20 protein-coding genes are annotated in these 23,221 nt (G+C 60.8%); 11 read left to right on the top strand and 9 right to left on the bottom strand.

Translation table 11 applies throughout. The annotated features are described in order from the left end of the window. The first annotated feature begins 1,187 nt into the window (after positions 1-1,187). The 3 genes from AC2EAL_RS12350 to AC2EAL_RS12340 are packed head-to-tail and all read left to right on the top strand — an operon-like array spanning position 1,188 to position 4,659. Positions 1,188-2,033, top strand: a complete 846-nt coding sequence (locus AC2EAL_RS12350) for an alpha/beta fold hydrolase (protein WP_484724530.1) — start codon at positions 1,188-1,190, stop codon at positions 2,031-2,033. Between the two features lie 23 nt (positions 2,034-2,056). Next, positions 2,057-3,115: a P-loop NTPase family protein gene (locus AC2EAL_RS12345; RefSeq protein WP_484724529.1), complete on the top strand. Its 1,059-nt coding sequence runs from the start codon at positions 2,057-2,059 to the stop codon at positions 3,113-3,115. A gap of 44 nt (positions 3,116-3,159) precedes the next feature. Beyond that, a complete protein-coding gene (locus tag AC2EAL_RS12340) occupies positions 3,160-4,659 on the top strand; it encodes an ABC transporter transmembrane domain-containing protein (RefSeq protein ID WP_484724528.1) in 1,500 nt (499 codons plus the stop codon). 195 nt (positions 4,660-4,854) lie between these two features. On the opposite strand, the gene AC2EAL_RS12335 is transcribed toward AC2EAL_RS12340, so the two are convergent. From AC2EAL_RS12335 to AC2EAL_RS12305, 7 genes are all read right to left on the bottom strand, one after another. Continuing rightward, positions 4,855-5,247, bottom strand: coding sequence for a hypothetical protein (locus AC2EAL_RS12335; RefSeq protein ID WP_484724527.1), 393 nt, complete (start codon positions 5,245-5,247; stop codon positions 4,855-4,857). 187 nt (positions 5,248-5,434) lie between these two features. Continuing rightward, on the bottom strand, positions 5,435-6,754 hold the full coding sequence (locus AC2EAL_RS12330) for a recombinase family protein (RefSeq protein WP_484724526.1): 1,320 nt from the start codon (positions 6,752-6,754) through the stop codon (positions 5,435-5,437). Then, positions 6,751-7,206, bottom strand: a complete 456-nt coding sequence (locus AC2EAL_RS12325; protein WP_484724525.1) for a DUF2924 domain-containing protein — start codon at positions 7,204-7,206, stop codon at positions 6,751-6,753. The genes AC2EAL_RS12330 and AC2EAL_RS12325 overlap by 4 nt, the downstream gene beginning before the upstream one ends. Positions 7,207-7,393: 187 nt before the next feature. Beyond that, positions 7,394-9,697, bottom strand: a complete 2,304-nt coding sequence (locus AC2EAL_RS12320) for a phage/plasmid primase, P4 family (RefSeq protein ID WP_484724524.1) — start codon at positions 9,695-9,697, stop codon at positions 7,394-7,396. Further along, positions 9,697-9,897, bottom strand: coding sequence for a helix-turn-helix transcriptional regulator (locus AC2EAL_RS12315; protein ID WP_484724523.1), 201 nt, complete (start codon positions 9,895-9,897; stop codon positions 9,697-9,699). The genes AC2EAL_RS12320 and AC2EAL_RS12315 overlap by 1 nt, the downstream gene beginning before the upstream one ends. Positions 9,898-10,106: 209 nt before the next feature. After that, complete coding sequence (locus AC2EAL_RS12310; RefSeq protein WP_484724522.1) at positions 10,107-11,972, bottom strand: 7-cyano-7-deazaguanine synthase; 1,866 nt, start codon at positions 11,970-11,972, stop codon at positions 10,107-10,109. Beyond that, positions 11,969-12,694 (bottom strand): hypothetical protein, encoded by a 726-nt coding sequence (locus AC2EAL_RS12305; RefSeq protein WP_484724521.1) that lies wholly within the window; start codon positions 12,692-12,694, stop codon positions 11,969-11,971. Before AC2EAL_RS12305 ends, AC2EAL_RS12310 begins: the two co-directional genes overlap by 4 nt. 698 nt (positions 12,695-13,392) lie before the next feature. On the opposite strand from AC2EAL_RS12305, the gene AC2EAL_RS12300 reads away from it, so the two are divergent. The 5 genes from AC2EAL_RS12300 (at position 13,393) to AC2EAL_RS12280 (ending at position 16,644) form a co-directional block, all read left to right on the top strand. Next, entirely contained in the window at positions 13,393-14,643 is a 1,251-nt protein-coding gene (locus tag AC2EAL_RS12300) for a site-specific DNA-methyltransferase (protein ID WP_484724520.1), read from the top strand. Further along, complete coding sequence (locus tag AC2EAL_RS12295; protein ID WP_484724519.1) at positions 14,640-15,089, top strand: hypothetical protein; 450 nt, start codon at positions 14,640-14,642, stop codon at positions 15,087-15,089. Before AC2EAL_RS12300 ends, AC2EAL_RS12295 begins: the two co-directional genes overlap by 4 nt. Then, entirely contained in the window at positions 15,067-15,294 is a 228-nt protein-coding gene (locus tag AC2EAL_RS12290; RefSeq protein ID WP_484724518.1) for a DUF7220 family protein, read from the top strand. The genes AC2EAL_RS12295 and AC2EAL_RS12290 overlap by 23 nt, the downstream gene beginning before the upstream one ends. Next, positions 15,291-15,878, top strand: a complete 588-nt coding sequence (locus AC2EAL_RS12285; RefSeq protein WP_484724517.1) for a phage terminase small subunit P27 family — start codon at positions 15,291-15,293, stop codon at positions 15,876-15,878. Before AC2EAL_RS12290 ends, AC2EAL_RS12285 begins: the two co-directional genes overlap by 4 nt. An 88-nt stretch (positions 15,879-15,966) precedes the next feature. Next, on the top strand, positions 15,967-16,644 hold the full coding sequence (locus AC2EAL_RS12280; protein WP_484724516.1) for a recombinase family protein: 678 nt from the start codon (positions 15,967-15,969) through the stop codon (positions 16,642-16,644). A gap of 474 nt (positions 16,645-17,118) precedes the next feature. On the opposite strand, the gene AC2EAL_RS12275 is transcribed toward AC2EAL_RS12280, so the two are convergent. Continuing rightward, on the bottom strand, positions 17,119-17,562 hold the full coding sequence (locus AC2EAL_RS12275; protein ID WP_484724515.1) for a hypothetical protein: 444 nt from the start codon (positions 17,560-17,562) through the stop codon (positions 17,119-17,121). A 200-nt stretch (positions 17,563-17,762) separates the two neighbouring features. Here AC2EAL_RS12275 and AC2EAL_RS12270 point away from each other — a divergent pair, with 200 nt between their 5' ends. Next, complete coding sequence (locus AC2EAL_RS12270) at positions 17,763-18,047, top strand: recombinase family protein (protein WP_484724514.1); 285 nt, start codon at positions 17,763-17,765, stop codon at positions 18,045-18,047. 36 nt (positions 18,048-18,083) lie between these two features. Here AC2EAL_RS12270 and AC2EAL_RS12265 read toward each other — a convergent pair whose 3' ends face one another. After that, positions 18,084-20,060 carry a potassium transporter Kup gene (locus AC2EAL_RS12265; protein WP_484724513.1) on the bottom strand — a complete coding sequence of 659 codons (1,977 nt, stop codon included), beginning with the start codon at positions 20,058-20,060 and terminating at the stop codon, positions 18,084-18,086. Positions 20,061-20,311: 251 nt separating this feature from the next. On the opposite strand from AC2EAL_RS12265, the gene AC2EAL_RS12260 reads away from it, so the two are divergent. Together AC2EAL_RS12260 and AC2EAL_RS12255 are read left to right on the top strand one after the other, a co-directional pair. Further along, positions 20,312-20,716, top strand: coding sequence for a recombinase family protein (locus AC2EAL_RS12260; protein WP_484724512.1), 405 nt, complete (start codon positions 20,312-20,314; stop codon positions 20,714-20,716). 112 nt (positions 20,717-20,828) lie between these two features. Next, positions 20,829-23,207, top strand: coding sequence for a methyl-accepting chemotaxis protein (locus tag AC2EAL_RS12255; RefSeq protein WP_484724511.1), 2,379 nt, complete (start codon positions 20,829-20,831; stop codon positions 23,205-23,207). Positions 23,208-23,221: the final 14 nt, after the last annotated feature.

Raw genomic sequence — 23,221 nt, 5'->3', positions numbered from 1 at the left:
CTCTTGCTTCGCGAAACAGGTCATTGGCGTCTTGCTGCCAGGTACTCATCTTGCTTCAACTCCGGGAACTCAATGTCCCAGAGAAGAGCAAAGGTTGGTTAACGCACCCTTAATGCGATACCAAAGATAGCCGTACTCTACCTGTGGGAGTTCTCTGAGCTTCAGCCGTGCGACCTCCAAGGACGTCATGCGCGAGTTCTCGAGCGTCCCCGGAGCAGACATCAGCGAGCAGCAGGAACGCTTTTGCCGTCTCTACAAAGCCATTCTGCTCAGCCTTGGCTGCGGCGACGAGGGCGGAGTTCTTCATCTCATTGGGATGCATGTTGGACCTCAGATTCGATGAACTTTCGACAACGTTATGCCCTGCCCCTTAACAGAGCGTTAAGCGCGTCAAACGAGGCAACAATCCACATTCAGTTAACCACGTCGACCCGAGCCTCGCATGAGAACAAAATGGCACAAACACCGCATATTGTGGTGAGGTACGGCGCTATATCATCATGCTGAAAGGGCAGCCGGCCGAGCGCAAGTAACCTATGGTTGTGCTCTGGCGAATCACTCCACCCTGAAATCCGATTGCGGCCGTCCAATAAACAGTACTTAGGCCTGGGAACTGCTGGCGCTTCGATTATGGTGGCAGTTGCAAACGAATTGTCTGGGGAAACCGTCTCCAGACCACGAAGCTGCCACTGGCGCGACATGAACTCGACTGAACGGCGCGGCAAGGTGACACCGGGAGTGTAGGATTGCTGTCGACCTACTCTTGGCGTGCCACGGTCTTCCCCCCTCTGCTGTGGCACGCCACTTCCCTACTCAGGCCGAAGTAGGCGCGTGACTGCTTTCGGCGGGAAGCGGTCGTTCCACGCCGACGCTGAGACATCCTTTGTCCGGCCCCGAAGGACGTCAATGCCAGAGTGAATTCTGCCGCATAATAAGGGTGAAAGTTAGCTTTCACTCATCCTTACTGACAGCCGCGACACTCTTACAAACTGCTGTGCGCAGGCTAAGGCGGGTCGGAGGTAACCATCTTGCTGACTTCGCATTTTGATCCGCCAAGGTGCAAACGGTTCTTCGCGGGCAGATCCACGACGTCCGAGCTGAGAGATTTTGCCACGCTGACGGAATAACTGCCGACTGCACCCGTTATTCCTATGTCAACTGGCCAGATCGCAGAGGGAACCATCCAAATGAACAAGGCATGTGCCGCGGATTTCAGAGAGATGCCTTTTCACGGGCAAACGCGCACCGACTCGAAGCGATCTGTCACCAAGATCGTGCTGAAAACGCCGGAGGGCAAGCTTTCTGCCCAAATCATGGTTCCGGAAGGGGCCGAAGCTGATCAGCCGCCGCTCTTGGCGCTGCATGGCATTTCGCGCGATGTGGATGCACTGTTCAAGGCATTCGAGCGCCCTGCGATGCACGCGGGACGCATCCTGATCGTTCCGCATTTCCACGAGCGGGACTGGAAGATCTTTCAGCGGATCGGGGTCGCCCGGCCCGACAGATCCCTACTGGCGCTCAAACAGGTTCTGCGCGACAGCGGCATCTGCACCGCGCCCAAGATCGAGCTTTTCGGGTATTCGGGCGGCGCACAACTGGCCCACCGCTTTGCCATGCTTTACCCGCAGCAAGTCTCGCGGCTGCACTTGGGTGCGGCGGGCTGGTACTGCCTGCCCGACACGTCGTTGGCCTATCCGGCCGGTTTGCGCGAACCCGCAAGGCTGCCTAGCGATGACCCGAACTTTCGCAGCGCCAAAGTGGCGCAGCTGGAACAGTTCCTGCGCATTCCCTTGCGCGTCTACGTCGGAACCGAGGATACCCAGCGTGACGCCGCCATGCGCAAGGCACCCGATCTGGACGCCATCCAGGGGGTCCATCGACTGGCCCGGGCAGCCAGCTACGTCGAACATTTTGGCCGTGCCGCCCGGCTTCAAGGGACGGCTGATGCACAACTGACCCTTCTTGCCGGCTGTGGCCACGACTTTTCGCAATGCGCGGAAAAGGCCGATCTTGCCCATCTCGTCTTGTCCTGACCCAAACACAACGGAGAATCCTCATGTCGCCCATCACGCCGCAAATGCTTCAGGCCGCCAAATGGGCCTTCTCGACCCGGCGGGTTGATCAAAGCCTGGCTCATGGCCTTGACTCGAACTTTGTTGCCGCCCGCCCCGGTGACCTTATCCTTGGACGGATCATCACGGTCAGCCAACATCCGCGCATCCAGCTTCCTGCAGGGCGTCCGTCCACCCTATATCCAGGGGATCTGATCGTGATGCCTTGCGGTGCCCGCTATGCCCCCGACCAGTTCGAGGGCGTGGCCAAGATTGACCCTGAAGGCTGCGACATGCTGGCCGGAGGCGGCTGCCTTGGCCAGATGGTCAGCCGGAATGACCGCATTAAGCCGCCCACCCGCGTGCAGCCCTTGGGCCGGATCACCAACACGAAAGGTGCGGTGATTAATGTGGGCGAGTTTGCAATCCCGAAGGCTTCTGGCAGAAGCAGCCTGCCGGTCATTGCAGTGCTGGGTGCGTCGATGAACTCGGGCAAGACCACGGCGACGGTAGCCCTGTCGCTGGGGCTGACCACGGCCGGCTGGCGCGTGTCCACGATCAAGGCGACCGGCACCGGCTCGTTCGGGGACTACAACGAATATATCGATACCGGCGCACATATCGTCGCCGACTTCACGGATGCGGGGATGGTGACGACCTTCCTGGAACCCTTGACGCGCATCAAGGCCGGGATCGCCGATCTGCTGTGGCAGGCTGAACAGGCCGGGGCCGAGGTCGTGGTGATGGAGGTGGCCGACGGCCTCTTCCAGCGTGAGACCGCCGCCCTGATCGCCGACCCGGAGTTTCGCAGCGGCCTCGCCGGGGTTATCTTCGCTTGCGGTGACGCCCTGGCCGCCGCAGGCGGCGTGGCCGAACTTGCCCGCCACGGCCTGAGCCCGGTTGCCCTGACCGGGATCGTCAGCTGCTCGCCCATGGCCGCGCTTGAGGCACAGGCCGCCACCGCGGTCGAAGTCCTGCGCCGCGGCCAGCTTCAGGACCCGGCAGAGGCAAACCGGATTGCAACGCTGGTCGGCGTCCCGGCCCGCAAAGCGGTCGCGGCATGACACCGCCAAAAATCGCAACACGAGAGCGAGGCCGACTTATCGCCATGCTGATCGTGATCGCAGTATCGCAGGCATCGGCCGCCGCACTGGCTGCCTTTGCCACACGGTGGCTGTTCATCGCGATGGATGAGGGTAGCGCCCTGCCGGTTCTGGCGTTGGGCGCATTGGCGGGATCGGGCCTGTTCATCGCGATAGTCCGGGTTTTGTTCCGCCGCCTTGGGGAACAACTTGGGCAAGACTACGCCTGCAATGTGCGCCTTGCACTCTTCGATCACGCCAGCCGGATGGCCCCTGCCGATTTGGCTGCACGCCGCGTCGGATATCTGACGCTGCGCTTTGTGGGTGACCTGACGGCACTGAAGGACTGGCCAGCGCGTGGTCTACCCATGCTGGTCGAGGGCGCGGTGATGGCACCAGCGATGGTGATCATACTCTTCGTGCTGGATCCGACCTTCGGGCTGATCGGCTTGGTTTTGGCTTTGCTGTCCCTAACGGCTCTGCTTGTCGGTGCGTCGGGGTTGATGCGGGCCCATCGAGGAGTGCGGGCGCGGCGGGCGCTGTTGGCCGCAGACATGGCCGAAAGGCTGCCGATTGCGCCCGAACTGGCCGCGCTTGGCCGCCGGGGCCTGGAACTTCGGTTGATCCGGCTCCGGGCGGCGCAGCTGATGCGGGCCTCGCAGGTGCGGGTCACACGGGGCGAGGCGATGCATGCGTTGCCGGATGCGCTGTCCGGCCTGGCCGCTGCCGTCTTGATCTGGTCGGGTGCGGCAACGGGCCTGCCGACGGGCAACATCGCTGCGGGCCTTGCTATTCTTGCCCTGACTGCGCGTCCCTTGCGCGATCTGATGGGTGTGACCGACCGGGCAGGGGCGTTTCGCGCGGCGCACGCCAAGTTGGTATCCGCATTGGCACGTCCAACTGGGAAACCGGCTGCAACAGATGGTGCCAGCAGCATGAAGCTGTCTTCAGGCGCGCTTGGGCTTGAATTGCGCGATGTCGATACCGGCGGTGGCACGGTCGTTTCGCTGTTTATTGCTCCAGGCGACACGGCCGAGCTGCCCGCTGGGACAAATGCCGACAGCTTGTTTCGGGCGATCACTGGCCTGGGGCAGGTCATCTCTGGCGAGATCAGGCTGAATGACACGCCCGTTCAGGACCTGACGCCGGGCAGCCTGCGCCGCAGCGTCTTTCGGATCGATACCCATCCCATCGTCCTGAAAGGCAGTATGCGGCGGGCCCTCACGCTCGGCTTGTCCGACAGACCGAGTGATGAAGCGATCCTCGCCCGACTGGACAATTCAGGCCTCTTGGCTTTGCTCGACCGGGCGGGTGGATTGCACGACCGCCTCACCGAAGGGGCACGGACTTTGCCGCCAGAGGCGCGCGTAGCGATCTGTGTTTTGCGCGCTGCATTGGGGCGACCGGGTCTTTTGCTCGTCGCCGAGCGGCGGTTCCTATGTGCTGACGCCACCCGCTGGCTTAGAAACCAACCAGCTACGGTGGTCTTTGCAGACGCGCGTGATCCCGCCAGCTGTTCTCTTTGACGGCACCATCTAGGTGATGCACTCGTAAACCTTGGCAGGCGTGCCGTGTAATGGTTTCGTCGACACCAAGCTACCAGAAAAACTTCCCGCTTGCGAGATTCTCGGCAAGTAATTTGCTTCGGCAAGATTGAGCGTCTAGATTTTGGGGGAGCCGTGATCTGGCCTGCTGGCCTTCCGAAGGGCGGCTACGGGCCGTTAGCGGGCCGTCCAAGCATTGAGGGACCAATCCGTAGGCGTTGCCTCCAGCAGTTTGGCCAGCGTCACCTCAGGCCCCTGCTTCCCGTCCAGAATGGCCTCGACAATGTCTGGCGCGAGCAGGGTAAGACGGAGAACTCGGAGCATGTAGGAAGGCGCGATCCCTTCATGCTCGGCCAGTTCTGCGATGGAGGCATATTCGCCCGAGTCCAGCATGCGCTTCCATCGAAAGGCGCGCATAAGTGCCTTGATGAGCGTGCTGTCAGTCCGGTGCGGCCTAGGTGCGTCCTCGGGCAGCTGCATTTCCTTCCGACCACCGCGTTTGGCAAGGCGGAATGGGATCCGGATGGAGATGGTGTCGGGATTCGCTGTGTGCCTTCTGGTGACCTTCATGCTGGCCACCGTTCGGTACTAAATGAATGCTTGCAGATGCCTGTTTGTGCTTTTCTGTTGGTCGTATTCTTTGAGCGAGACGTGAGCGGTGGGGAGTTCGGAAGTAAGTTGATGTCATTATTGGGCGACTCGCGCCACGGTTGAGTAGACCTCAGAATGGTTAGCTGATGGTGAACGTTTCCCATATTCAAGCCGCCTTGCCTTGACCACCTGCCAGCAGCTCACGCGCGAGGCCGCCAAGGCCCTCCACACGCAGCCGGACGTTCAAGCCGTCAATGCCGATATCCACCCTCTCGACCAGCAGCCCAACGATCCGTGCCTGCTCGGCGGGAAACAACTCGTCCCACAACGGGTCGAGCCGCTGCAGTGCGGCCGTCGCATCCGCCTCGGTGATGGTGGTGTCATGCGCCCGCGCGGCCTTCCACGTCCCAGCGATGGTCTCCGGCTGTCGGAACACTGCCCGCAGTTGGTTGATGACTGCAGCTTCCAGATCCCCCGCGGGTACCCGCCCGATCGGGCACGCGCCTTTACCGAACTTCAAGACTGTCTGACTAACGTAGTACCGGTAGAGCCTCCCGAGTTTTCGAGTGTGTGTTGGGGAGAAGGCAGCACCATCAGGGTCAAAGACGAGGCCCTTGAGAAGTGCAGGCGTCTGGGCCCTCGTGCGAGTTCCCCTTGCACGAGGGCTCTCCTTCAGGATCAGGTGAATCTTGTCCCAGAGTGCACGGTCGATGATCGCATCGTGTTCACCGGGATAGCTCGCGCCCTTGTGGACCGCCTCGCCGATGTAGGCGCGGTTCGACAGCATCCGGTAGAGGTACTTCTTGTCGATCCGGTTGCCACGGGACGTGCGCAGACCCCTGGCCTCGACCTCGCGCGCCAGGATCGTGCAGGAGCCGATCTCGATGAAGCGGGCGAAGATCCAGCGCACATGTTCTGCCGCTTTCTGATCCACCAGCAGCTTACGGTTCTCCACCCGGTAGCCGTAGGGCGGCACCCCGCCCATCCACATGCCCTTGCGCCGGGAGGCAGCGACCTTGTCGCGGATGCGCTCGGCCGTGACTTCGCGCTCGAACTGGGCGAACGAGAGGAGGATGTTCAGCGTCAGTCGTCCCATGGACGTCGTGGTGTTGAAGGATTGCGTGACCGAAACGAATGTCACGCCGTTCCGGTCGAACACCTCGACCAGCTTGGCGAAGTCCGCCAGCGAGCGACTGAGCCGGTCGATCTTGTAGACCACCACCACATCGACCAGCCCGTCGTCGATATCCGCCATCAGCCGCTTCAGGCCCGGGCGTTCCAGCGTTCCGCCGGAGATCCCGCCGTCGTCGTACTGATCGCGGACCAGCACCCAGCCTTCGGAGCGCTGACTGGCGATGTAGGCCTCGCAGGCTTCCCTTTGGGCATGCAGGCTGTTGAACTCCTGCTCCAGACCTTCTTCGGAGGACTTCCGGGTGTAGACACCGCAGCGGAGCTTGCGGACGAGGGGTTTGGTCTGTGCGTTCATGACCGCCCCCGATGGTTCTTCAGCCCGAAGAAGGTCCAGCCGTTCCAGCGGGTGCCGGTGATGGCGCGAGCGATGGCCGAGAGCGACTTGTAAGGCCTTCCCTGCCATTCGAAGCCGTCCTTCGTCACCGTGACCACCTGCTCCACACCCTGCCACTCGCGCAGGAGCCGCGTGCCGGTGATCGGGCGATCGCGATCAAGGCGCATGCTGCGCTTCTTCCTGTCGCCACCGTCGAGTTCCTCGCCCAGCTGCTCCAGCCGCCGGATGGTCTCCGGCTTCAGTCCGCCATAGGCCAGTTCCTGGATCCGGTAGGCCAAGCGGCTTTCCAGGTAGCGCCGGTTGAACGGCGGTGGCTCCCTGTCAAAGAGGTCGCGCCATTGCTGCTTCAGATCAGCTGTCGTGGCGGTCTTCAGCGCAGCGAGGCGTGCCGGGATGGGATCATGTGTGGTCATGCGGGTCTCCGTTTGTCACGGGTTGCATGACCGCTCCGGTCGGGCGGGAAGTGTAGCGAACTTTCTCCGGTGCGGTCGGATAGTTCGCTTGACTGGCGCTGCAGGAGGCGGACCAGGCCGAGGGCGAGGATACGGCACAACTCGGCGCGGCGCTCGGCGGGGGTCATGTGGAAGGGGGAGAGCGGGTTCATTCGTCCTCCTCCGTTCGGCTGGCCGAGCGAAGCCCAATGCCGTGCCATCCCCGGTCGCGACCGACCTTTCCGTCGCTGAAGCCGCGGGAGCGGAGTTGCTCTCCAAGATACCTGCCAGACTTCGGATCAATCCCGGCGTCCTGCGCCCAGCTCGACCAGGATGCGAACAGAGCCTTCGACGTCCCCCGGCAAGTCGTGCCAACATCGCAGCACTCTTCGATCCACTGTCCGAAGCGATCCTCGGTGGAGAAGTACTCTTCCACAGCCGAGCTGACGCAGGGCGGCGGCCGCAACCCACCGAGCCGCTGCAGATCGTGGCAGCCCGCGAGCATCCACCCGAGGATGCCGTTGGCTTCGAGCTTGAGCTTCTCGGCCAGGTCCGGGTCGCGCTGATCTTCCGGGATGGTCACATTGAAGGGGATGAGGTGGAGACGCCGCCGCATAGCCTCGCCAACCTCGCCGAGCGCCGGTCGGTGGTTCGTTCCCACTAGCAGCTTGAACTGTGGGGTGAACTCGAAGTGGTCCTTGTACATGAAGTTCGCGCGAAGCTTTTCGCCGCCGGTCACCATCTTGATCCGCGCTTCCGCCCATTGCGCGTCAGCCTCGGTTTCGGACATCAGCACCATACGGGCGCCACGCAGCCCGGCAATTTCCGACAGATGACGGGTCCCGCCGCGGCTGATGAACGTGTCGCTGGCGGCGGTCGCCGCGTAGTCACGAAGGACATGCGCAAGGGTCTGCAGGAAGACCGACTTGCCGTTTGCTCCCAACCCGTGAAGCAGGAAGAAGGCCTGCTCGTTAGTCTGGCCCGTCAGGCAATAGCCAGCGACCCGCGCCAGGTACGCCATCAACCCCTCATCGCTCCCGGTGATGGTCTGAAGGAAGCTCATCCAGTTGGGGCATCCGACGCCCGGGCTGGCGCTTGTGATCTGCGTCAGTAGGAGACGGCGTTCGTGCGGAACCATTGCGCCGGTTTCGAGATCGACAACACCGTCGGGGGTGTTCAGAAGCATGACATGCTGATCGAGCTGATCGACGTCAGTCGCGATGGAAGGGTCAGAACCAGCAAGCTTCGCGACGGCCAGGATCGTCTTCGTGCTGGCAAGGCGGCGCTGATCTGCGGATTTGTTATTCTTGTTCGCCACGGCCCGACAGGCGAGCCGAACGGCCTGGACTACTGCCCCGACGGTGTCGCGCTTCCAGACGTTCTTTGTCCAGCGGAACCATTGCCCCCAGATCGCAACGTAGATCCAGTCCCGGCCGCACTCGCGCACGAACAGCTGAACGAGCGCGTCGTCACTGAACTCCGGTGCCGCATCCTCTCCGTCTTCGGCCCCGTAACCAGGCATCGGGCCGTGGTTTTCGCAATCGACGCGCAACAGTGCCTGGAACTCGCGCAGCAAGCGTTCTTCGGGCCATGGGGGCTGGATCGTCGCAGCGTTCTGCTGCTGGACGGCAATCCAGGCCTCTTCGAGCGTTGCGCGACCCCAACGGACCATCCGGAGCCAGTGCCCAATGATCTTGGACAATGCCGCGTACCGCGTCTCGCCGTCCTTCCCGCCTTCCCGAATGAAGGCGGTCATCAATTCTTCCGCTGACCTGCTCTGCGGCTTCGCATCGTTGTAGTCGTGCTTGGCACTCGCCGTTGCCATTGGCGGCATCGCTTCAACGGCAGCAGCCAGATCAGCGAGGTGATACTCGACCTGCACGTGGCTCAGCAGACGAACTGACGCGAGAACGCCATGCTTGCCATGGATTGTGCCCGCCACTCGGATCGGCTGGGTCACATTGTCGAAGCTGTCATCTCCCCCGACCTTGCTGGCCATCAGGGACCGAAGGTGGACGGCGCTTTTCAGGTCGCCGCCTTCCGCCGCTTCGCTCAAGCGCCAGTAGAGGTGATACTTGGTATTCCCTTCGTCGGTGATCCCGCCCGATGCAACGATCATCGTGGGCGTACCGAGATAGCGGATCAGGTGATCGCGTTTCGCATCCGTGTCGCCTGTGTCGATGTCGATCACCAGAACGCCCGTGGCGACAATGTCCTCCTCTTTCGCGCGCCCTGGCTGGGCAACCGTGCACGGCACGACATAGACAGCTTCTCGCCTTGCCGCGGCCTGCGGTGCCATCCTTGCAATCTTGTCGGCGAGAACGGTGGGTGAGTGGAACTCCTGCGTCACCTTGGTATTGGCTGTCCCCTTCTCACCGATCAGGCGGAGAGGAACGTAGCCATCAAGATACCCGAACACGACGTTGCTGTAGGTCTTGATGGCCTCGAGGTCGATCTGGGGAAGCTCGTCCATCACTGCGCTCCCCCGCCTTGGCGCATGCGGGCTTCGAACGCTTCGATGTCTTCCAACCGATAGAATATCGATCCGCCGATCCGCATGAAGGTCGGCCCGTAGCCCTTCGCCCGCCAGCGCTGGAGCGTGCGGACGGCCTTGCCGTACCTGGAAGCCAGATCAGCCTCCGCGACAAACTGCCGATCTTCATCAAGGCGCATGGACAATCTCCACCACAAGACTGGCGAGATAATCCCACGAAAACAGCCGTTTAGTCAGGAGCGACGGGATGACATGGTCTGGACGACTTCATGACATTCTTCGCGCGGTTTCCTTCCGGAAAAGCGTAGACAGCAACTCGCATCATGACATTTCGGCTTTGGCATCATGACATTTTACGGGAAATGACTTCGACGGCGGCCGGGCCTTCCTACGTGATGACCCGAATCGTAGGATCGAGACGATAGCCCTTCGGACCGCGGCTCTGGATAAGCAGCGGCTCGGCTGGAGGAATACCTTCCACCGCAACATAGAACTCGGCCAGTTCCTCGCGACATCGCTGAATGTTCTTTGTAACGGCCGAGACACTCATCTCCTTCGTGGTCGTTATGTTCTTGGCCAAAGTGTACCTGCACTCATCAATCGGACGACCTGAGTTCCGATCCGCATCGAAGACGGGCTTTAGGGCATGCGCGACGGACGCAGGTTCTCCGCTGACCGTGCCGAGGTCCTTGACATCCAGATTATCAACGGAGCGCCGTTTTCCTTCGGTCTGGAAAAAGCGTACCTGTAAGGGAAAGCGAACACTGGGACCATAGGTCGAGGCCACTGGGTCTTGTTCCAAGCCGACCTCGACCGAAGGGGTCGGTTCGGTTGCAGGATCACCAGCGTCGTCAACGCTGAGCGTGGCAAGCAAGGCTGACACCGGCACTTCGCCTCTTGCAAACGCGCCAGCATGATATCTGAGCGCATTCTCGATCGCGATGAGAGCCGTCTTGCCATGCCTGGTCTGCAGCTCTGCTATTCGAGACCTCGCCTCGTCTCTGGCAAGGTCAGGATGCCCGCGGATCAGGCGAGACACCTGAAGGCCGAACTCATTCATCAGCTTGTCAGGCGTCATCTGGGCCATGCGGCGCGCATGGCGTGTCCACTCGATAGCGACTTGCCTGGAGCGGTCTTTCCCGCGTGGGCCAACGAAAACATCGGTGGAATAACTCACGTCCTGCTCGAACGCCTCCATGCCAGTCGCGAAAACAGCAAATCTTCGGTCAACACACTGCGTGCAGTCACCACAGTGGCTTTCCACAGCGCTCTGGGTGTGCAGGTTCGTGCAGCTGACAGTGTGCTTGATCTGATCTTCGGCACTGTGGGCTCGGATGACTTCCAGGACATCCGCCTTGGTTTTCCAGATGAAGGGATTGCGTATCGCAACTCTGCTCCCGCCCAGGGCACCAAGGAGCCGTTCAAGAAGAACGAGGCTTAGAGGATGCGTCGTGCGCGTAGCCGACGTCCCTATCACCGACCCGGAGATCGGCAAGTTCTGACTGATCACGCCATTCTCGTAGAAGCTGATCGTCGAAATCTGCAGGGCGCGCGCGACCGCGTAAGCCAGACTCGTGAAGAGTAGAGATCTTGATCGCTGCGTCCGTTCTGTCGCGACGGTTTGCTTCCGTCGGGCGGTAATCTGCACGTGAAGGACCCGTTTCGGAAAACGTCCTTTCAAGTAGTTCGCCAACTTGGTTTGGCGTGTGATTGCTTTCTGTGAAGAGCGATGGGTCAGCAGGACGACGTTTCCGGTTCCATTGGCGAGAGACTGCAATGCGCCGGCAAAGCTATCCAATCCCCCACTGAACAATATGACTTCGTCGAAGGTGCGCTCGTCCTCGCGGGAGGCGAAATTGAAGTACTGCTGAGTGGGCTTGCCACGAGGAAGGTCGTCAAACTCGAACTCGAAACTGTCCTCTGTAAGAAACTCGGCGGCGTCGACCAGCGCTTCCCGAACGTCCTGCCGTCCCCAGAGTTGAGGGTCTGAGACCTTGACCTGCGCCGAGAACCTCCGGCGCCACGCCGCGCCCATGTCTGATCGAGCGTCGCCTCCTCGACTCACTGAACAGTCTGCGTGGAAGACCGCACAGGCAATCCGCATGAGGTCGTTACAGGTCTCCGGCAGAGGCATCAGGTTGCGGACAAACACATCACCAGCTTCGAGGCGGAATGTTTGGCTAGACCCGCCAAAGATTAGGTTTAGGCGTTTGTTGGTGCGATCGGCGATGCAGGTGATTTCTGCCTCAATCATTCGGCGTCTCGCTTCCTGCGAAGTTCCTCGCCGATCTTCTTGAACGCAACGTGGCCAAATGCGGCAACCCGATCGGCAGGAACTGTTCCAGTGCCGGCTATCACCTTTCCATACCAGCCTCGCGAGAACTCCTTGATGATGCGCGTGGACTCGAAGACATACTGGGTCATCGCCGCGTCGAATGCAGCACGGTCGCCTAACGAACGGAACCGATTGTCGGGGCCGGTGTGAACCGGAAGGACGCGGTCCAACCAGTATCTGAGTGTCCCGTCCAGCAGCTTTCTGAAGAAGAGACGCGACAGTTTTTCAAAGCCGTCCGGACTGGAAAACTTCCTGATTTCAGTTTGAACGTTCTCGGGACTCGGATCCAACAGACCGGGCAATGCCTCAGTGAACGCTTCGCCTAAGGTTGAAGCCATAGCTCGTGCCGAAAGCTCGGAGAAATCGTCTGCCGATCGAGATTTGGCTTGGACCTCGTCCAGCCTCATTGATGCGGCCAGCACGACATCGATGATTGAAGGCGCCGGGCCAGCATCCAGGCCGCCAAGTGTCAAGGCGGCTGCGAAGTTGTCGGCCTGTGCCGCGAGTGGAATCTGACAGAGCAGTCGAATTGCTTCGACGAATACAGGGTTTCGGGCCGCTTCCGCCAAATCCTCTTCGGAGGCGACCGCGGCCGCAGAGACCACTTCCTCTGCCTCCGCGCCCTCGGTCAGAAGCGCCACAACTTCACGCCATTTGCGCGTTCCAGGTAACCGAACAAGATGGGTATGGCCCACGAAACACCGCCATTGGAACCCCTAAGTGGCAGTTCAACCTTGGCGGGAATAGTCTGTCAATGCAGTTGGACGGGACACATGGGACAGATTGGACAGAGGATTTACAAACTTCCTTCACACGCGCGCACGTGAAGGAGGTTTCTATTTGGTCTGTCCAATGTGTCCCATCTGTCCCCCGAGCGGAGTCTACCGTCGGTTTCGCGAGTAGACACAGAACCGGACGATATTGCCTTCGACCATCGGCGCAGAGGTCAACGGGGCCGGCGGTCCGAACATCGCAGGTACCCCGCTGTTCTGATGGACGACGGCTGCGGCGTTGATGACGGCGAGTGCACTTTCGTGCATCCCCGAAGAGGATAAGCACGCGGCGATTTCATTCAGCGTTGGGACGACCCAGTCGTTTCTGGATGGAGAGATCATGGAAATGGGCCTCGTTTCAGTCTGGAGACAGTAGCCTCTCCATGGTTACCTGTCGGTTAAGCTGAGCATCTGCCTACCCCGCAGAGGCGGCGAATGTCGCAGCATGACGCCAATCGTCACGAAACGTCATTTAATTACATAATTACAATGCTTTAGCCATCCGCTATACTGCCCCTGACAGCCCGAGAGACACCGCTTGTTGCGGACCGGGGGGGGAGGTGCGGATGGACGGCACGCGGGACCTGGCAATCGACTACCGCCCGATCGGCGATCTGATCCCCTATGCCCGGAACGCCCGGACGCATTCGGACGCGCAGGTTGCGCTCATTGCAAGCTCGATCCGCGAGTATGGCTTCACGAACCCGGTGCTGGTCGACGGCGCGAATGGCATCATCGCGGGACATGGCCGGGTAATGGCCGCGCGGAAGCTCGGGCTCACGCAGGTGCCGGTGATCAAACTCGCGCATCTGACCGAGGCGCAGAAGCGGGCCTACATCCTCGCGGACAACAAGCTTGCCGAGCAGGCGGGATGGGACCGGGAACTCCTCGCGCTGGAGCTGGGCGATCTGCAGGACATGGCGGTGGACCTCATGAGCCTCGGCTTCGATGCCGGGGAACTGGATGCGCTCCTGCGGTCCGGCGAGGTCGACGAGCGGGAGGACGACATTCCGCCGGTCCCTGCCCTGCCGGTCTCGCAGCCGGGCGACCTCTGGGTCCTGGGGAACCATCGGCTGATCTGCGGCGATGCGACGGATGCTGCGACGGTGGGTCGGGTGCTGAACGGCGTGCGGCCGCATCTCATGGTCAGCGATCCGCCCTATGGCGTGGACTATGACCCTGCCTGGCGCAACGAGGTGGGGGCGGCGAAGACGAAGCGTGTGGGCAAGGTCCTGAACGACCACCGGGCTGACTGGCGCGAAGCCTGGGCGCTCTTCCCCGGCGACGTGGCCTATGTTTGGCACGGAGCCCTGCATGCCACGACAGTGGCCGCGAGCCTTGTGGCCTGCGGCTTCGCGATCCGCAGCCAGATCATCTGGGCCAAGGAACGGCTGGTCCTGTCCCGCGGGGACTACCACTGGCAGCACGAGCCCTGCTGGTATGCGGTCCGGCAGAAAGCGACGGGACACTGGTCGGGGGATCGGAAGCAGACGACGCTGTGGAGCATCCCCAGCCGGGACCAGGACGCAGCCACAGTTCATGGCACGCAGAAGCCGGTGGAGTGCATGCGCCGCCCGATGCTGAACAACTCCAGCCCCGGCCAGGCGGTCTATGAGCCGTTCTCGGGATCGGGGTCCTCCATCATCGCTGCGGAGACCTGCGGGCGGCAGTGCCATGCCGTGGAACTCGATCCGGCCTACGTCGACGTAGCCGTCGAGCGCTGGCAGGCCTTCACCGGACGGGAGGCGGTGCAGGAGGCAACTGGCGAGACCTTTGCTGCCGTGCGGGCTGCGCGCGTTCCGGAGGCAGCAGCATGACCGGCCGTCCGCTCACCACCCTCACCGATGCCCAGCGGGCGGAGGTCGAGACCCTGTCCGCGGTGCTGACGGCCGAGCAGATCGCCGACTTCCTCGGGATCGGGCGCACGACCTTCTTCGCCATCCTCAACCGCGACGAGGACCTATCTGAACGCTATAAACGCGGGAAGGCCCGCGCGATCGGGGCAGTGGCCCAGAGCCTCGTCACCAAGGCGCGTGCAGGCAACGTGACCGCGATGATCTTCTTCCTGAAGACGCAGGGCGGCTGGCGAGAGAGCGTCGACCTTGCCGTGAAGCAGGACCCCATCGACGAGATCGACCTCAGCCAGTTGAGCGACGAGGAACTGAACGCCCTCGCGGAATACGGGAAGATGCTGGAGAACGCGAAGAAGTCCATCCTCGACGCCAGGAAGGAGAAGCCCGGTGGCCGCTGGTCAGTCGCGTAGCGCTTCCTTCTTTGAGACCCTCACCAGCACGCTCTTGGGGTTTGTGCTCTCAGTGGCAGTGCAGCGGCTCCTTTTCCCGGCCATGGGTCACGACTTCGGCTATGCCGAGAACATGGTCGTGGCCTCCGTCTTCACCGCCGTCTCGATCCTGCGCGGCTACACGGTGCGGCGGGTGTTCAATGCGCTCGGGGATCAGATGCCATGAGCGGACCCCCGAAGAAGCCCACGGCCTGGCGCCGGGCGGAAGGCAATCGCGGCAAGCGGGCCTGGAACCATGCCGAGCCGAAGCCGCCCGAGGGTGCGCCGGACTGTCCGGATCACCTGAGCGAGGAGGCCAGGGCCGAGTGGCACCGGCTGGTGGATACCCTTGTTGGCATGGGCGTCATCACCATCGTCGACCGCGCTGTGCTCGCGGCCTATTGCCAGGCCTATGGGCGCTGGGTTGAGGCAGAGCGGAAGCTGCAGGAGACGCCCGTCCTCTTCAAGACACCTTCGGGCTACGTGCAGCAATCACCCTGGCTCAACATCGCCAACCGGCAGATGGAGCTCATGGGCCGCTACATGGCGGAGATCGGGCTGACCCCTGCCTCCCGGTCGAGGATCGCCATTGCCCGCTCCGCGGACCAGCACGAAACCGTGGACAAGATCGAGTTCGTGATCGTGTATGAGGATGCGAACGGTAACCGGAAGGAACGGTCGCTACACGACCCGACGCCCGTCAATGCGCTGGAGCATCCCTCGCAGTCAGAGGGTGGTGTGCGCAGGTATGAGATCGACGGAAACCTCTGAGGATCAATGACTTGATGTAATCCCGCCCTTGAGCGACGTGTACAGAACTGCGCAACGAACGTTAGGCAGTTGTGTACAGGGGGCGGAGATGGCGGGACTGCAGCGGCTGGTGGCCTATGAGCGGGTCTCGACGGCGCGGCAGGGGGCGAGCGGGCTCGGACTTGAGGCACAGCGCAAGGTGATTGAGGACTTTGCCGTCTCCCGCGGCGCTGAGGTGCTGGCGCGGTTCACCGAGGTCGAGAGCGGGCGGAAGGCGGACCGGCCAGAGCTGGCCAAGGCGCTGCATCTGGCGAAGGTCACAGGGGCGACTTTGGTGATCGCCAAGCTCGACCGACTTAGCCGAAACGCGGCGTTCCTGTTGGCGCTACGCGACAGTGGGGTGCGGTTCGTGGCGGTCGACATGCCGGAGGCGAATGACCTGACCGTGGGGATCATGGCCCTGGTCGCCCAGGCTGAGCGCGAAGCGATCTCGCGGAGGACTAAGGAAGCGCTGGCGGTCGCGAAGGCGCGTGGAGTGAAGCTCGGGAACCCGAACGGTGCAGAGAGCCTGCGGCGGGCTGGTAAGGGCGGTGCGGCCTTGCGGGCGACGGTGTCAGCGAATGCCGCAGCATTTGCAGCAGACTTGGCGCCAGTGCTGGCTGACATCCGGGCTACTGGGCACTCCTCACTGCGGGCGATTGCTGCGGAGCTGACAGTAAGGGGGATAAGGACCCGGCGCGGCGGGCGGTGGGGCGTGGGGAATGTGGGACGCTTGCTCGGGCGCTAACACAGAGCACTTCCTGGGCTACGAGGAGCACCCAGAAGCTAAGTCGTCTTCCGGCGAGTTCAGTAGAAGGCTCAACTGTCCTGAGGTCGAGTGAGCAACGCTCTAGCAGTCTCGGTGAAGCCATACTTGGTGCCGTAGGCAGCAAGTTCTTTTTCCAGTGCGGCAATGTGCAATCTGAGTCGCACAAGCAACTCACGGAGAGACTGTCCGTCCTCGCGACCGTCCTTTTTGAGGTTATCCTTCTCCACCGCTGGCTCTCCCTAGACATCGACGAACGGACAGTTGACCGTTTGATCGCTCCTGTGAAGAAAAATTCTTTCGTGCGGACAGTTGCGCCAACTTGAAGATGAACATCTGCGCTTCCGCCGCAACCCCTGATCGATTTCTTGACGCCAGGTCATACGCTTAATGGCGAATCGTCACCAATTCTTGGGAGCGCGGGGCTATTCATTCGCCGTGCTGGACGAACAACAGCTATTGCTCTCTTCGCATGTTCTTTCGCATGGCTTCCTTTAGCCCGGGCTGCTTTGTCATTCCAGCCAGCCACGAGAGAGCCGCATCCAAGTCCGTCGTGATCTGTGTGTCTTCCTCTTTGCGGAGACCAAGTGCCTCCGACCAAAGATTGTGCATTCGGATGCTGCCGAAGTCATGATCACTGCGGATCAGAAAAGCGGCAGGCTCTGCTGGGATTCCAGGCGCACGCGCTTTCCGAACCTCAATGAACTTGCGGCTGTCACTTCCAGAAACTCCGGTGACTTCCACCTTTCGAAGATCAATGAGGAGAGCACGGTGCTGGTCCTTACCCACACCGGGAACTCCGAGGGCTTCAGCCACCCGCATAAGGTCAGACACGGAGAACGGCTCGCCATAAGTTACGACTACAAGGCCCCAGTCAGCGAACTGCTTGATTTCGTACATAGTGGCATCTTCCCCTTCCGCAGACCATTCAGCTTGCAACAAGGCGACAGATATTCACGATATTGCATTTCTGCCTTGAAATCCATCAGAACCGGGATCCGACCGATCGATCCGTTTGATGCTTTTTGGACCGCATGACGCAAGCGCCCGAAGTGACGGGGGTCATGACTAAATGAGCTTTAAGTCTGACTGATTGTGGAGTGAAGCCTTGGGACCCGGACGGGGCCGCGAGCCTCCAGCGAGCTGGCATATGTGGCGTGGCGCTCAGGGCGGCGGTGTCCGCCTATGCCGCGGCGTTTGCTGCGGACCTGGCGCCGGTGCTCGCGGACATTCGGGCAGCGGGGCACACATCGCTAAGGGCGATTGCTGCGGAGCTGACGGCGCGAGGGATCAGGACGCGACGTGGTGGAAGCTGGAGGGTGGGAAATGTCATGGCGCTACTTGAGCGTAGTCTCATGAATGCCAACAGGTCTCCACAGCGTTAGCGATTTGCTTCGCCGAGATGCTGTGGGCGAAGCATGTCAGATTGCCACTCGCTCACCCAGTTCCACCACCCGGTCGCGCGGCAGGTGGTAAAAGTCCGTCGGATCCGCCGCCATTCGGCTTAGCGCCACGTAAAGCTTGTCCATCACCAGCTCCAGCCCGCGACCTGTCGCCACCGCCCGCCTGCGTCCCAGGAAGAAGGTTGAAGCCATGACGTCGAACTTCAACCCCGCCGCCCGAGCATGGGCCATCGCCCGGCTGACATTCGGCGTCTCCATGAAGCCGAACCGCAAGACAAGCCGAACGAAGTAGCCGCCCAGCGGCTCTACAGTCGCCCGTTCCTCGGCCGTGGCATAGGGCACGCGCAGTGTTTCCACCGTTAGTAGCACCGTCTGCTCGTGCAGCACCCGGTTGTGCTTGATGTTGTGCAGAAGCGCCGAGGGCACCACGTCCGGGTCCCCCGTCAGAAAGAAGGCCGTCCCTGGGATCACGTTGACGCTTGACCCTCGCATCATCCGGACGAAATTCGGCACCGAAACCGCAAGCTTGCCCACGCGCGTCCGCACCAGCTGTGTGCCCCGCCACCAGGCCCACATCACCAGGCCCACGACGACCGCAACTGCAACTGGCACATAGCCGCCGTCATGGATTTTCGCCAGGTTCGAGGCGAGGAACACCCCCTCCACCCCCAGGATCGGCGCCACCGCCAGCGCCGCGACCGGCGCTCGCATCCGCCCGGACCGGACGAGGTAAAGCCCGCCCAGGACCGTGGTCAGCACCATCGTCCCCGTGACCGCGATCCCGTAGGCTGAGGCGAGCGCTCCAGAAGAGCCGAAGGCCCAGACCAGCCACAAGACGCCGCCAAGGAGCAGCCAGTTCACCGCACCGATGTAGATCTGGCCGCTTTGCCCTTCCGCGGTGTGCAGGATGCGCAATCGCGGCAGGAAGCCCAGCTGGATTGCGCCTCGCGCCATTGAGAAGGCCCCGGTGATCACCGCCTGACTTGCGATCACCGTCGCCGCCGTGGCCAGGACCACTAGCACCGGCAGAAGCCCCTCGGAGGCCATGCCGAAGAAGCTTTCCTCCAGTCGGTCAGGATGGGCCAGCACCATCGCCCCCTGGCCAAGGTAGTTCAGCAGTAGCGCTGGAAGGACCAGCGCGAACCACGCGAGCATGATCGGTTTCCGCCCGAAATGCCCAAGGTCGGCATAGAGCGCCTCACCTCCCGTTACGGCCAGGAAGACCGCGCCCAGAACCGCAAAAGCCACTCCTGGATTACCAACCAGAAACGCCGCGCCCCAGACCGGGTTAAAGGCCCAGATAACTACTGGGTTCTCAGCAATATGCCATAGGCCCAGACCCGCCAGCGCCAGGAACCAAAGTACACAGATCGGCCCAAAAAGGCTTGCCACCCTTGCTGTCCCGCTACGTTGCACGGCGAAGAGAGCGATCAGGATGCCGATGGTCACTGGCAGCACGTAGGTCGCTAGCGAAGGCAGGATCAGCGCGCTCCCCTCTACCGCGGACAGGACCGAGATAGCGGGCGTGATCGCCGCATCACCAGCAAAAAGCGCTGCGCCCGCAAGTGCCAGAAGAAGGACCGGCACAGACCGCTTTCCTGCCGCCAGTCGCACCAGCGTGTAGAGCGACAGAATGCCTCCCTCGCCCCGGTTATCGGCGCGTAGAAGGACAAACACGTATTTGACTGTAACGATCAGGATCAGCGTCCAGATCAGCAGGGACAGGATGCCTAGCACCTCTGCCTCAGCTGGATTGGCCGCGCCGGTGGCCTTAAGGGCCTCGCGGAAGGCGTAGATCGGAGAGGTGCCGATGTCGCCGTAGACGACGCCAATTGCCCCCAGCGTCAGCGCTGCTACACCGTGCTTGCGGGTCTCGTCCAAGTGGATGTCCTGGTCGCCGCCTTCCTCGCGAAGATAGTCGGCGATATCCAGCGCCTCCTCGTCAAAAAGCGGCAAGACGGGCTCGTCGGCCCGGGGAATGGGGTCGTGAATCATGGATCACCCGTGGGTGTTGGTTGAGGATGTACTGCTGGGAAAGGCTGATGCTTGGCCTACACCAAACAAGGGACGCGAATACGCACCTTTGGTTCGGTTCCCTCCTGGCAGGAGGGGTGCATTTTGGCTCCGCTGCCACGGCCGACTCAACGATCAGCCTATCCAAAGGTTACGCCAAATGTGCAGGCGGGACAATGCTGCAACTGCGAACTCGCGGCTAGGCGCCCTTCGTCGCGGAAGACATGTCAGTGGTGAACGACCTGACCGTTGGGATCATGGCGCTGGTGGCCCAGGCCGAGCGCGAGGCGATCTCCCGACGGACGAAAGAGGCGCTGGCGGTTGCGAAAGCGCGAGGGGTGAAGCTGGGGAACCCTAACGGGGCCGAGAGCCTGAGGCGGGCTGGGAAAGGTGGCTCGGCGCTACGGGAGGTGGTGTCGGCGAATGCTGCGGCCTTTGCGGCTGACTTGGCGCCGGTCCTTGAGGGTATCCAGGCGGCGGGGAACACCTCACTGCGGGCGATTGCTGACGAACTTACTGTGCGCGGGATCAGGACGCGGGGCGAGGTCGGTGGAGGGTGGGGAATGCCCGAAGTCTATTGGTTCACTTCCACCGCCAAACTAAGTTGGACAAGTGATCCACCGTTCTTCTTTCATTGAGGTTGCCCCGACAAAACCTAGACGCATGGCGGCTCCCATTCATCAGTCCAGGTGCTTAACCAAATCTCAACCCACCTCAGTGAGCATGCTCGAACACTTTTGGGGGTAAGTCATGCTTTCCAACCTCACTGCAGGCGGGAAGATCCTCGCAGCCTTCGCTTCATTCGCGGTCGTCATCCTGGTCGGATCAGCAGTGATTCTATGGTCTACGCTGCACGTCGCGAACCAAGGCATCAGAGTTGGTGAACGTTTGGCTCCCCTTGTGGACGCAGCGATGGAGATCAAGCTGTCTGCAACGAATGCGCACCTCCGTATGGAAGAGATCATGGCGGGCGATCCCGCCGAAACCATTGATGAAGTCTATAGGATGATTGACGAGGCGGAGTTCTATGCGGACTCAATCTTGAACGGAGGAACCAGCTCTGAGGGGCAAGTCTACCCTTCGGAGTCTCCCAAAGTGCGTGAGGCGATAGGTCGAATTTTGATCGACATAAATGGCTTTCGAGCAGCCGTTTCGGACAGATATGAGTTGCTTGAAGGTCGCCAAGGCGCCGGAAGTGCCGCGGACATAGAGTTCGATGAGCTTTATGAACAGCTTACCTTGCAGGCAGCCGCTCTTGCTTCGAAGTTCCCCAGCGACCTTCTAGTCCAACGGAGCGCTGGCGAAATCCGGTATCAGCTTTCTCACGGACATCTACTGGTCGAAGAAGCGCTAAGCGGTGACGCAGGTGAGGATTTCTCTGAGGCAATCGAGGCCTTCGCGACCGCTATAGTGTCACTTGAGGAAGTACAGCTAGCAAGACCGCAGAATGCAGAACAGTTACAGGTCATAATCAAGAACATACGGCGATTCTCGGAACTTGCCCAGTCTCGCTATGATACATCGTCTAAACAAGCAGAATTGATGGAGAGCTCTGACGTCACCTTTGACGCATCCTTTACACAGTTTGTAAAGATCGCCGATGAAATCGAAAGCCTAGTTCAGAGTGAGATGAATGAAGGTGTTGCGAACGTGAAATCCAGTCGCACCCTGGCCATCGAAGCCTCTGCAGCAACAGGCACAATACTACTGGCAACTATTGTGGTCGCGTTCCTCTGGCTTGACAGAAGCATCGGAAAGCGGCTGACTGAACTTTCTCACGTAATGCGCAAGCTCCTGGCCGGCGAACTTGATGTAGAAGCGCCAGCGTGGCGCAGCTCCGATGAAGTCGGAATCCTCCGAGACAGCGTCGATCAGCTGCGCGACGCACTCCTAAGGCGGGTTGAGTTTGAACGGCAAGCAAAGCAAGAAAATGAGAGGGCAGAACATCAACGAGAACTCGCGGAAGATAGGCAGGTTCGCGCGGACTTAGCTCGCGAAGCCGCTGAAAGCGAACGCGAGACCTCAAGACGTCGGGCGGCGATGGTTGACCGCTTTGCTACCAGCTTTGGTCTTGTTGTGGACCGAGCAGTTGCGGGGCATTTTGACGGGCGCATTACTGACTCGTTCGAGGACGCGGATTTGGTTGCTTTATCCGCTAACACCAATCGACTAATGTCTGAAATCGAAAAGGGAATTCAGGCAACGGTAGATGTCATTGCAAGCCTAGCCAAGGGCGATCTTACAAAAGAAATGGAGGGCGACTTTATCGGAGAGTTTGGGCGACTGCAGTCCAATGTTGGCGACATGATCAGGTCTCTGAGATCTATGGTTCTGGAAATATCGAGCAACACTGCGACACTGTCATCCTCCTCAGATGAACTTCGCAGTACATCAGCTATCCTGTCGCAACAGGCAGAACAGAATGCCGTTTCCGTCACCGAGACCTATACAGCACTCCGGGCAGTGACCGAGAGCATTGAGCAAGTTCAGGGAGATGTTTCTAGAGCAAGCGGAGATGCGAACGACGCTCGGGATACTGCTCAGTTGAGCGAGAAGATTGCATCTGAGGCTGCATTCTCAATGGATCGGATTGCAGAATCCAGCAAGGAGATTTCGCGAGTTTTAGGACTCATTGATGAAATTGCGTTCCAGATTAATCTATTGGCACTCAATGCCGGTGTTGAGGCTGCTCGCGCAGGTGAGGCAGGTCGAGGATTTTCAGTCGTCGCTTCTGAAGTTAGGGCGCTTGCTCAGCGCGCAAGCGTTTCATCTAAGGAAATTGCGGATGTAATTGCGCTAAGTGATGCCGCGGTTTCGGAAGGTGTCGCAAAGGTTTCAGCTGCGAGAGAGTCTCTTGATCAGATCTCAAAGAAGACCTTTACGATCTCACATCGATTTGCCAACGTCTTGTCCGCCATCTCTGAGCAAGCAACAGGCATAAAGAAGATTGCGAGCGCGATTGGCCAGATTGATCAAAACACATTGCGGCAGGCTGCGTCCTTTGAGGAAGTCACAGCTTCGAGCGGACTGCTCGCAAGTGAAGCTGATGCACTTAGAAAGTCCATGATGCGCTTCCAGACACTGCCTCAGCAGAATGTTGTCCCGCTTGGACGCCGTTCCATTGCATAATGGGACGATAGTAC

The organism is Tabrizicola sp. T74, assembly GCF_057219935.1.
This window is presented reverse-complemented; position numbering and strand designations above follow the sequence as displayed.

Coding starts and splice junctions, on each gene's coding strand:
- AC2EAL_RS12265 (WP_484724513.1), bottom strand. CDS start 20,060: ATGATTCACGACCCCATTCCCCGGGCCGACGAGCCCGTCTTGCCGCTT.
- AC2EAL_RS12320 (WP_484724524.1), bottom strand. CDS start 9,697: ATGGACGAGCTTCCCCAGATCGACCTCGAGGCCATCAAGACCTACAGC.
- AC2EAL_RS12285 (WP_484724517.1), top strand. CDS start 15,291: ATGAGCGGACCCCCGAAGAAGCCCACGGCCTGGCGCCGGGCGGAAGGC.
- AC2EAL_RS12280 (WP_484724516.1), top strand. CDS start 15,967: ATGGCGGGACTGCAGCGGCTGGTGGCCTATGAGCGGGTCTCGACGGCG.
- AC2EAL_RS12300 (WP_484724520.1), top strand. CDS start 13,393: ATGGACGGCACGCGGGACCTGGCAATCGACTACCGCCCGATCGGCGAT.
- AC2EAL_RS12275 (WP_484724515.1), bottom strand. CDS start 17,562: ATGTACGAAATCAAGCAGTTCGCTGACTGGGGCCTTGTAGTCGTAACT.
- AC2EAL_RS12325 (WP_484724525.1), bottom strand. CDS start 7,206: ATGACCACACATGATCCCATCCCGGCACGCCTCGCTGCGCTGAAGACC.
- AC2EAL_RS12340 (WP_484724528.1), top strand. CDS start 3,160: ATGCTGATCGTGATCGCAGTATCGCAGGCATCGGCCGCCGCACTGGCT.
- AC2EAL_RS12315 (WP_484724523.1), bottom strand. CDS start 9,897: ATGCGCCTTGATGAAGATCGGCAGTTTGTCGCGGAGGCTGATCTGGCT.
- AC2EAL_RS12310 (WP_484724522.1), bottom strand. CDS start 11,972: ATGATTGAGGCAGAAATCACCTGCATCGCCGATCGCACCAACAAACGC.
- AC2EAL_RS12345 (WP_484724529.1), top strand. CDS start 2,057: ATGTCGCCCATCACGCCGCAAATGCTTCAGGCCGCCAAATGGGCCTTC.
- AC2EAL_RS12330 (WP_484724526.1), bottom strand. CDS start 6,754: ATGAACGCACAGACCAAACCCCTCGTCCGCAAGCTCCGCTGCGGTGTC.
- AC2EAL_RS12255 (WP_484724511.1), top strand. CDS start 20,829: ATGCTTTCCAACCTCACTGCAGGCGGGAAGATCCTCGCAGCCTTCGCT.
- AC2EAL_RS12295 (WP_484724519.1), top strand. CDS start 14,640: ATGACCGGCCGTCCGCTCACCACCCTCACCGATGCCCAGCGGGCGGAG.
- AC2EAL_RS12350 (WP_484724530.1), top strand. CDS start 1,188: ATGAACAAGGCATGTGCCGCGGATTTCAGAGAGATGCCTTTTCACGGG.
- AC2EAL_RS12335 (WP_484724527.1), bottom strand. CDS start 5,247: ATGAAGGTCACCAGAAGGCACACAGCGAATCCCGACACCATCTCCATC.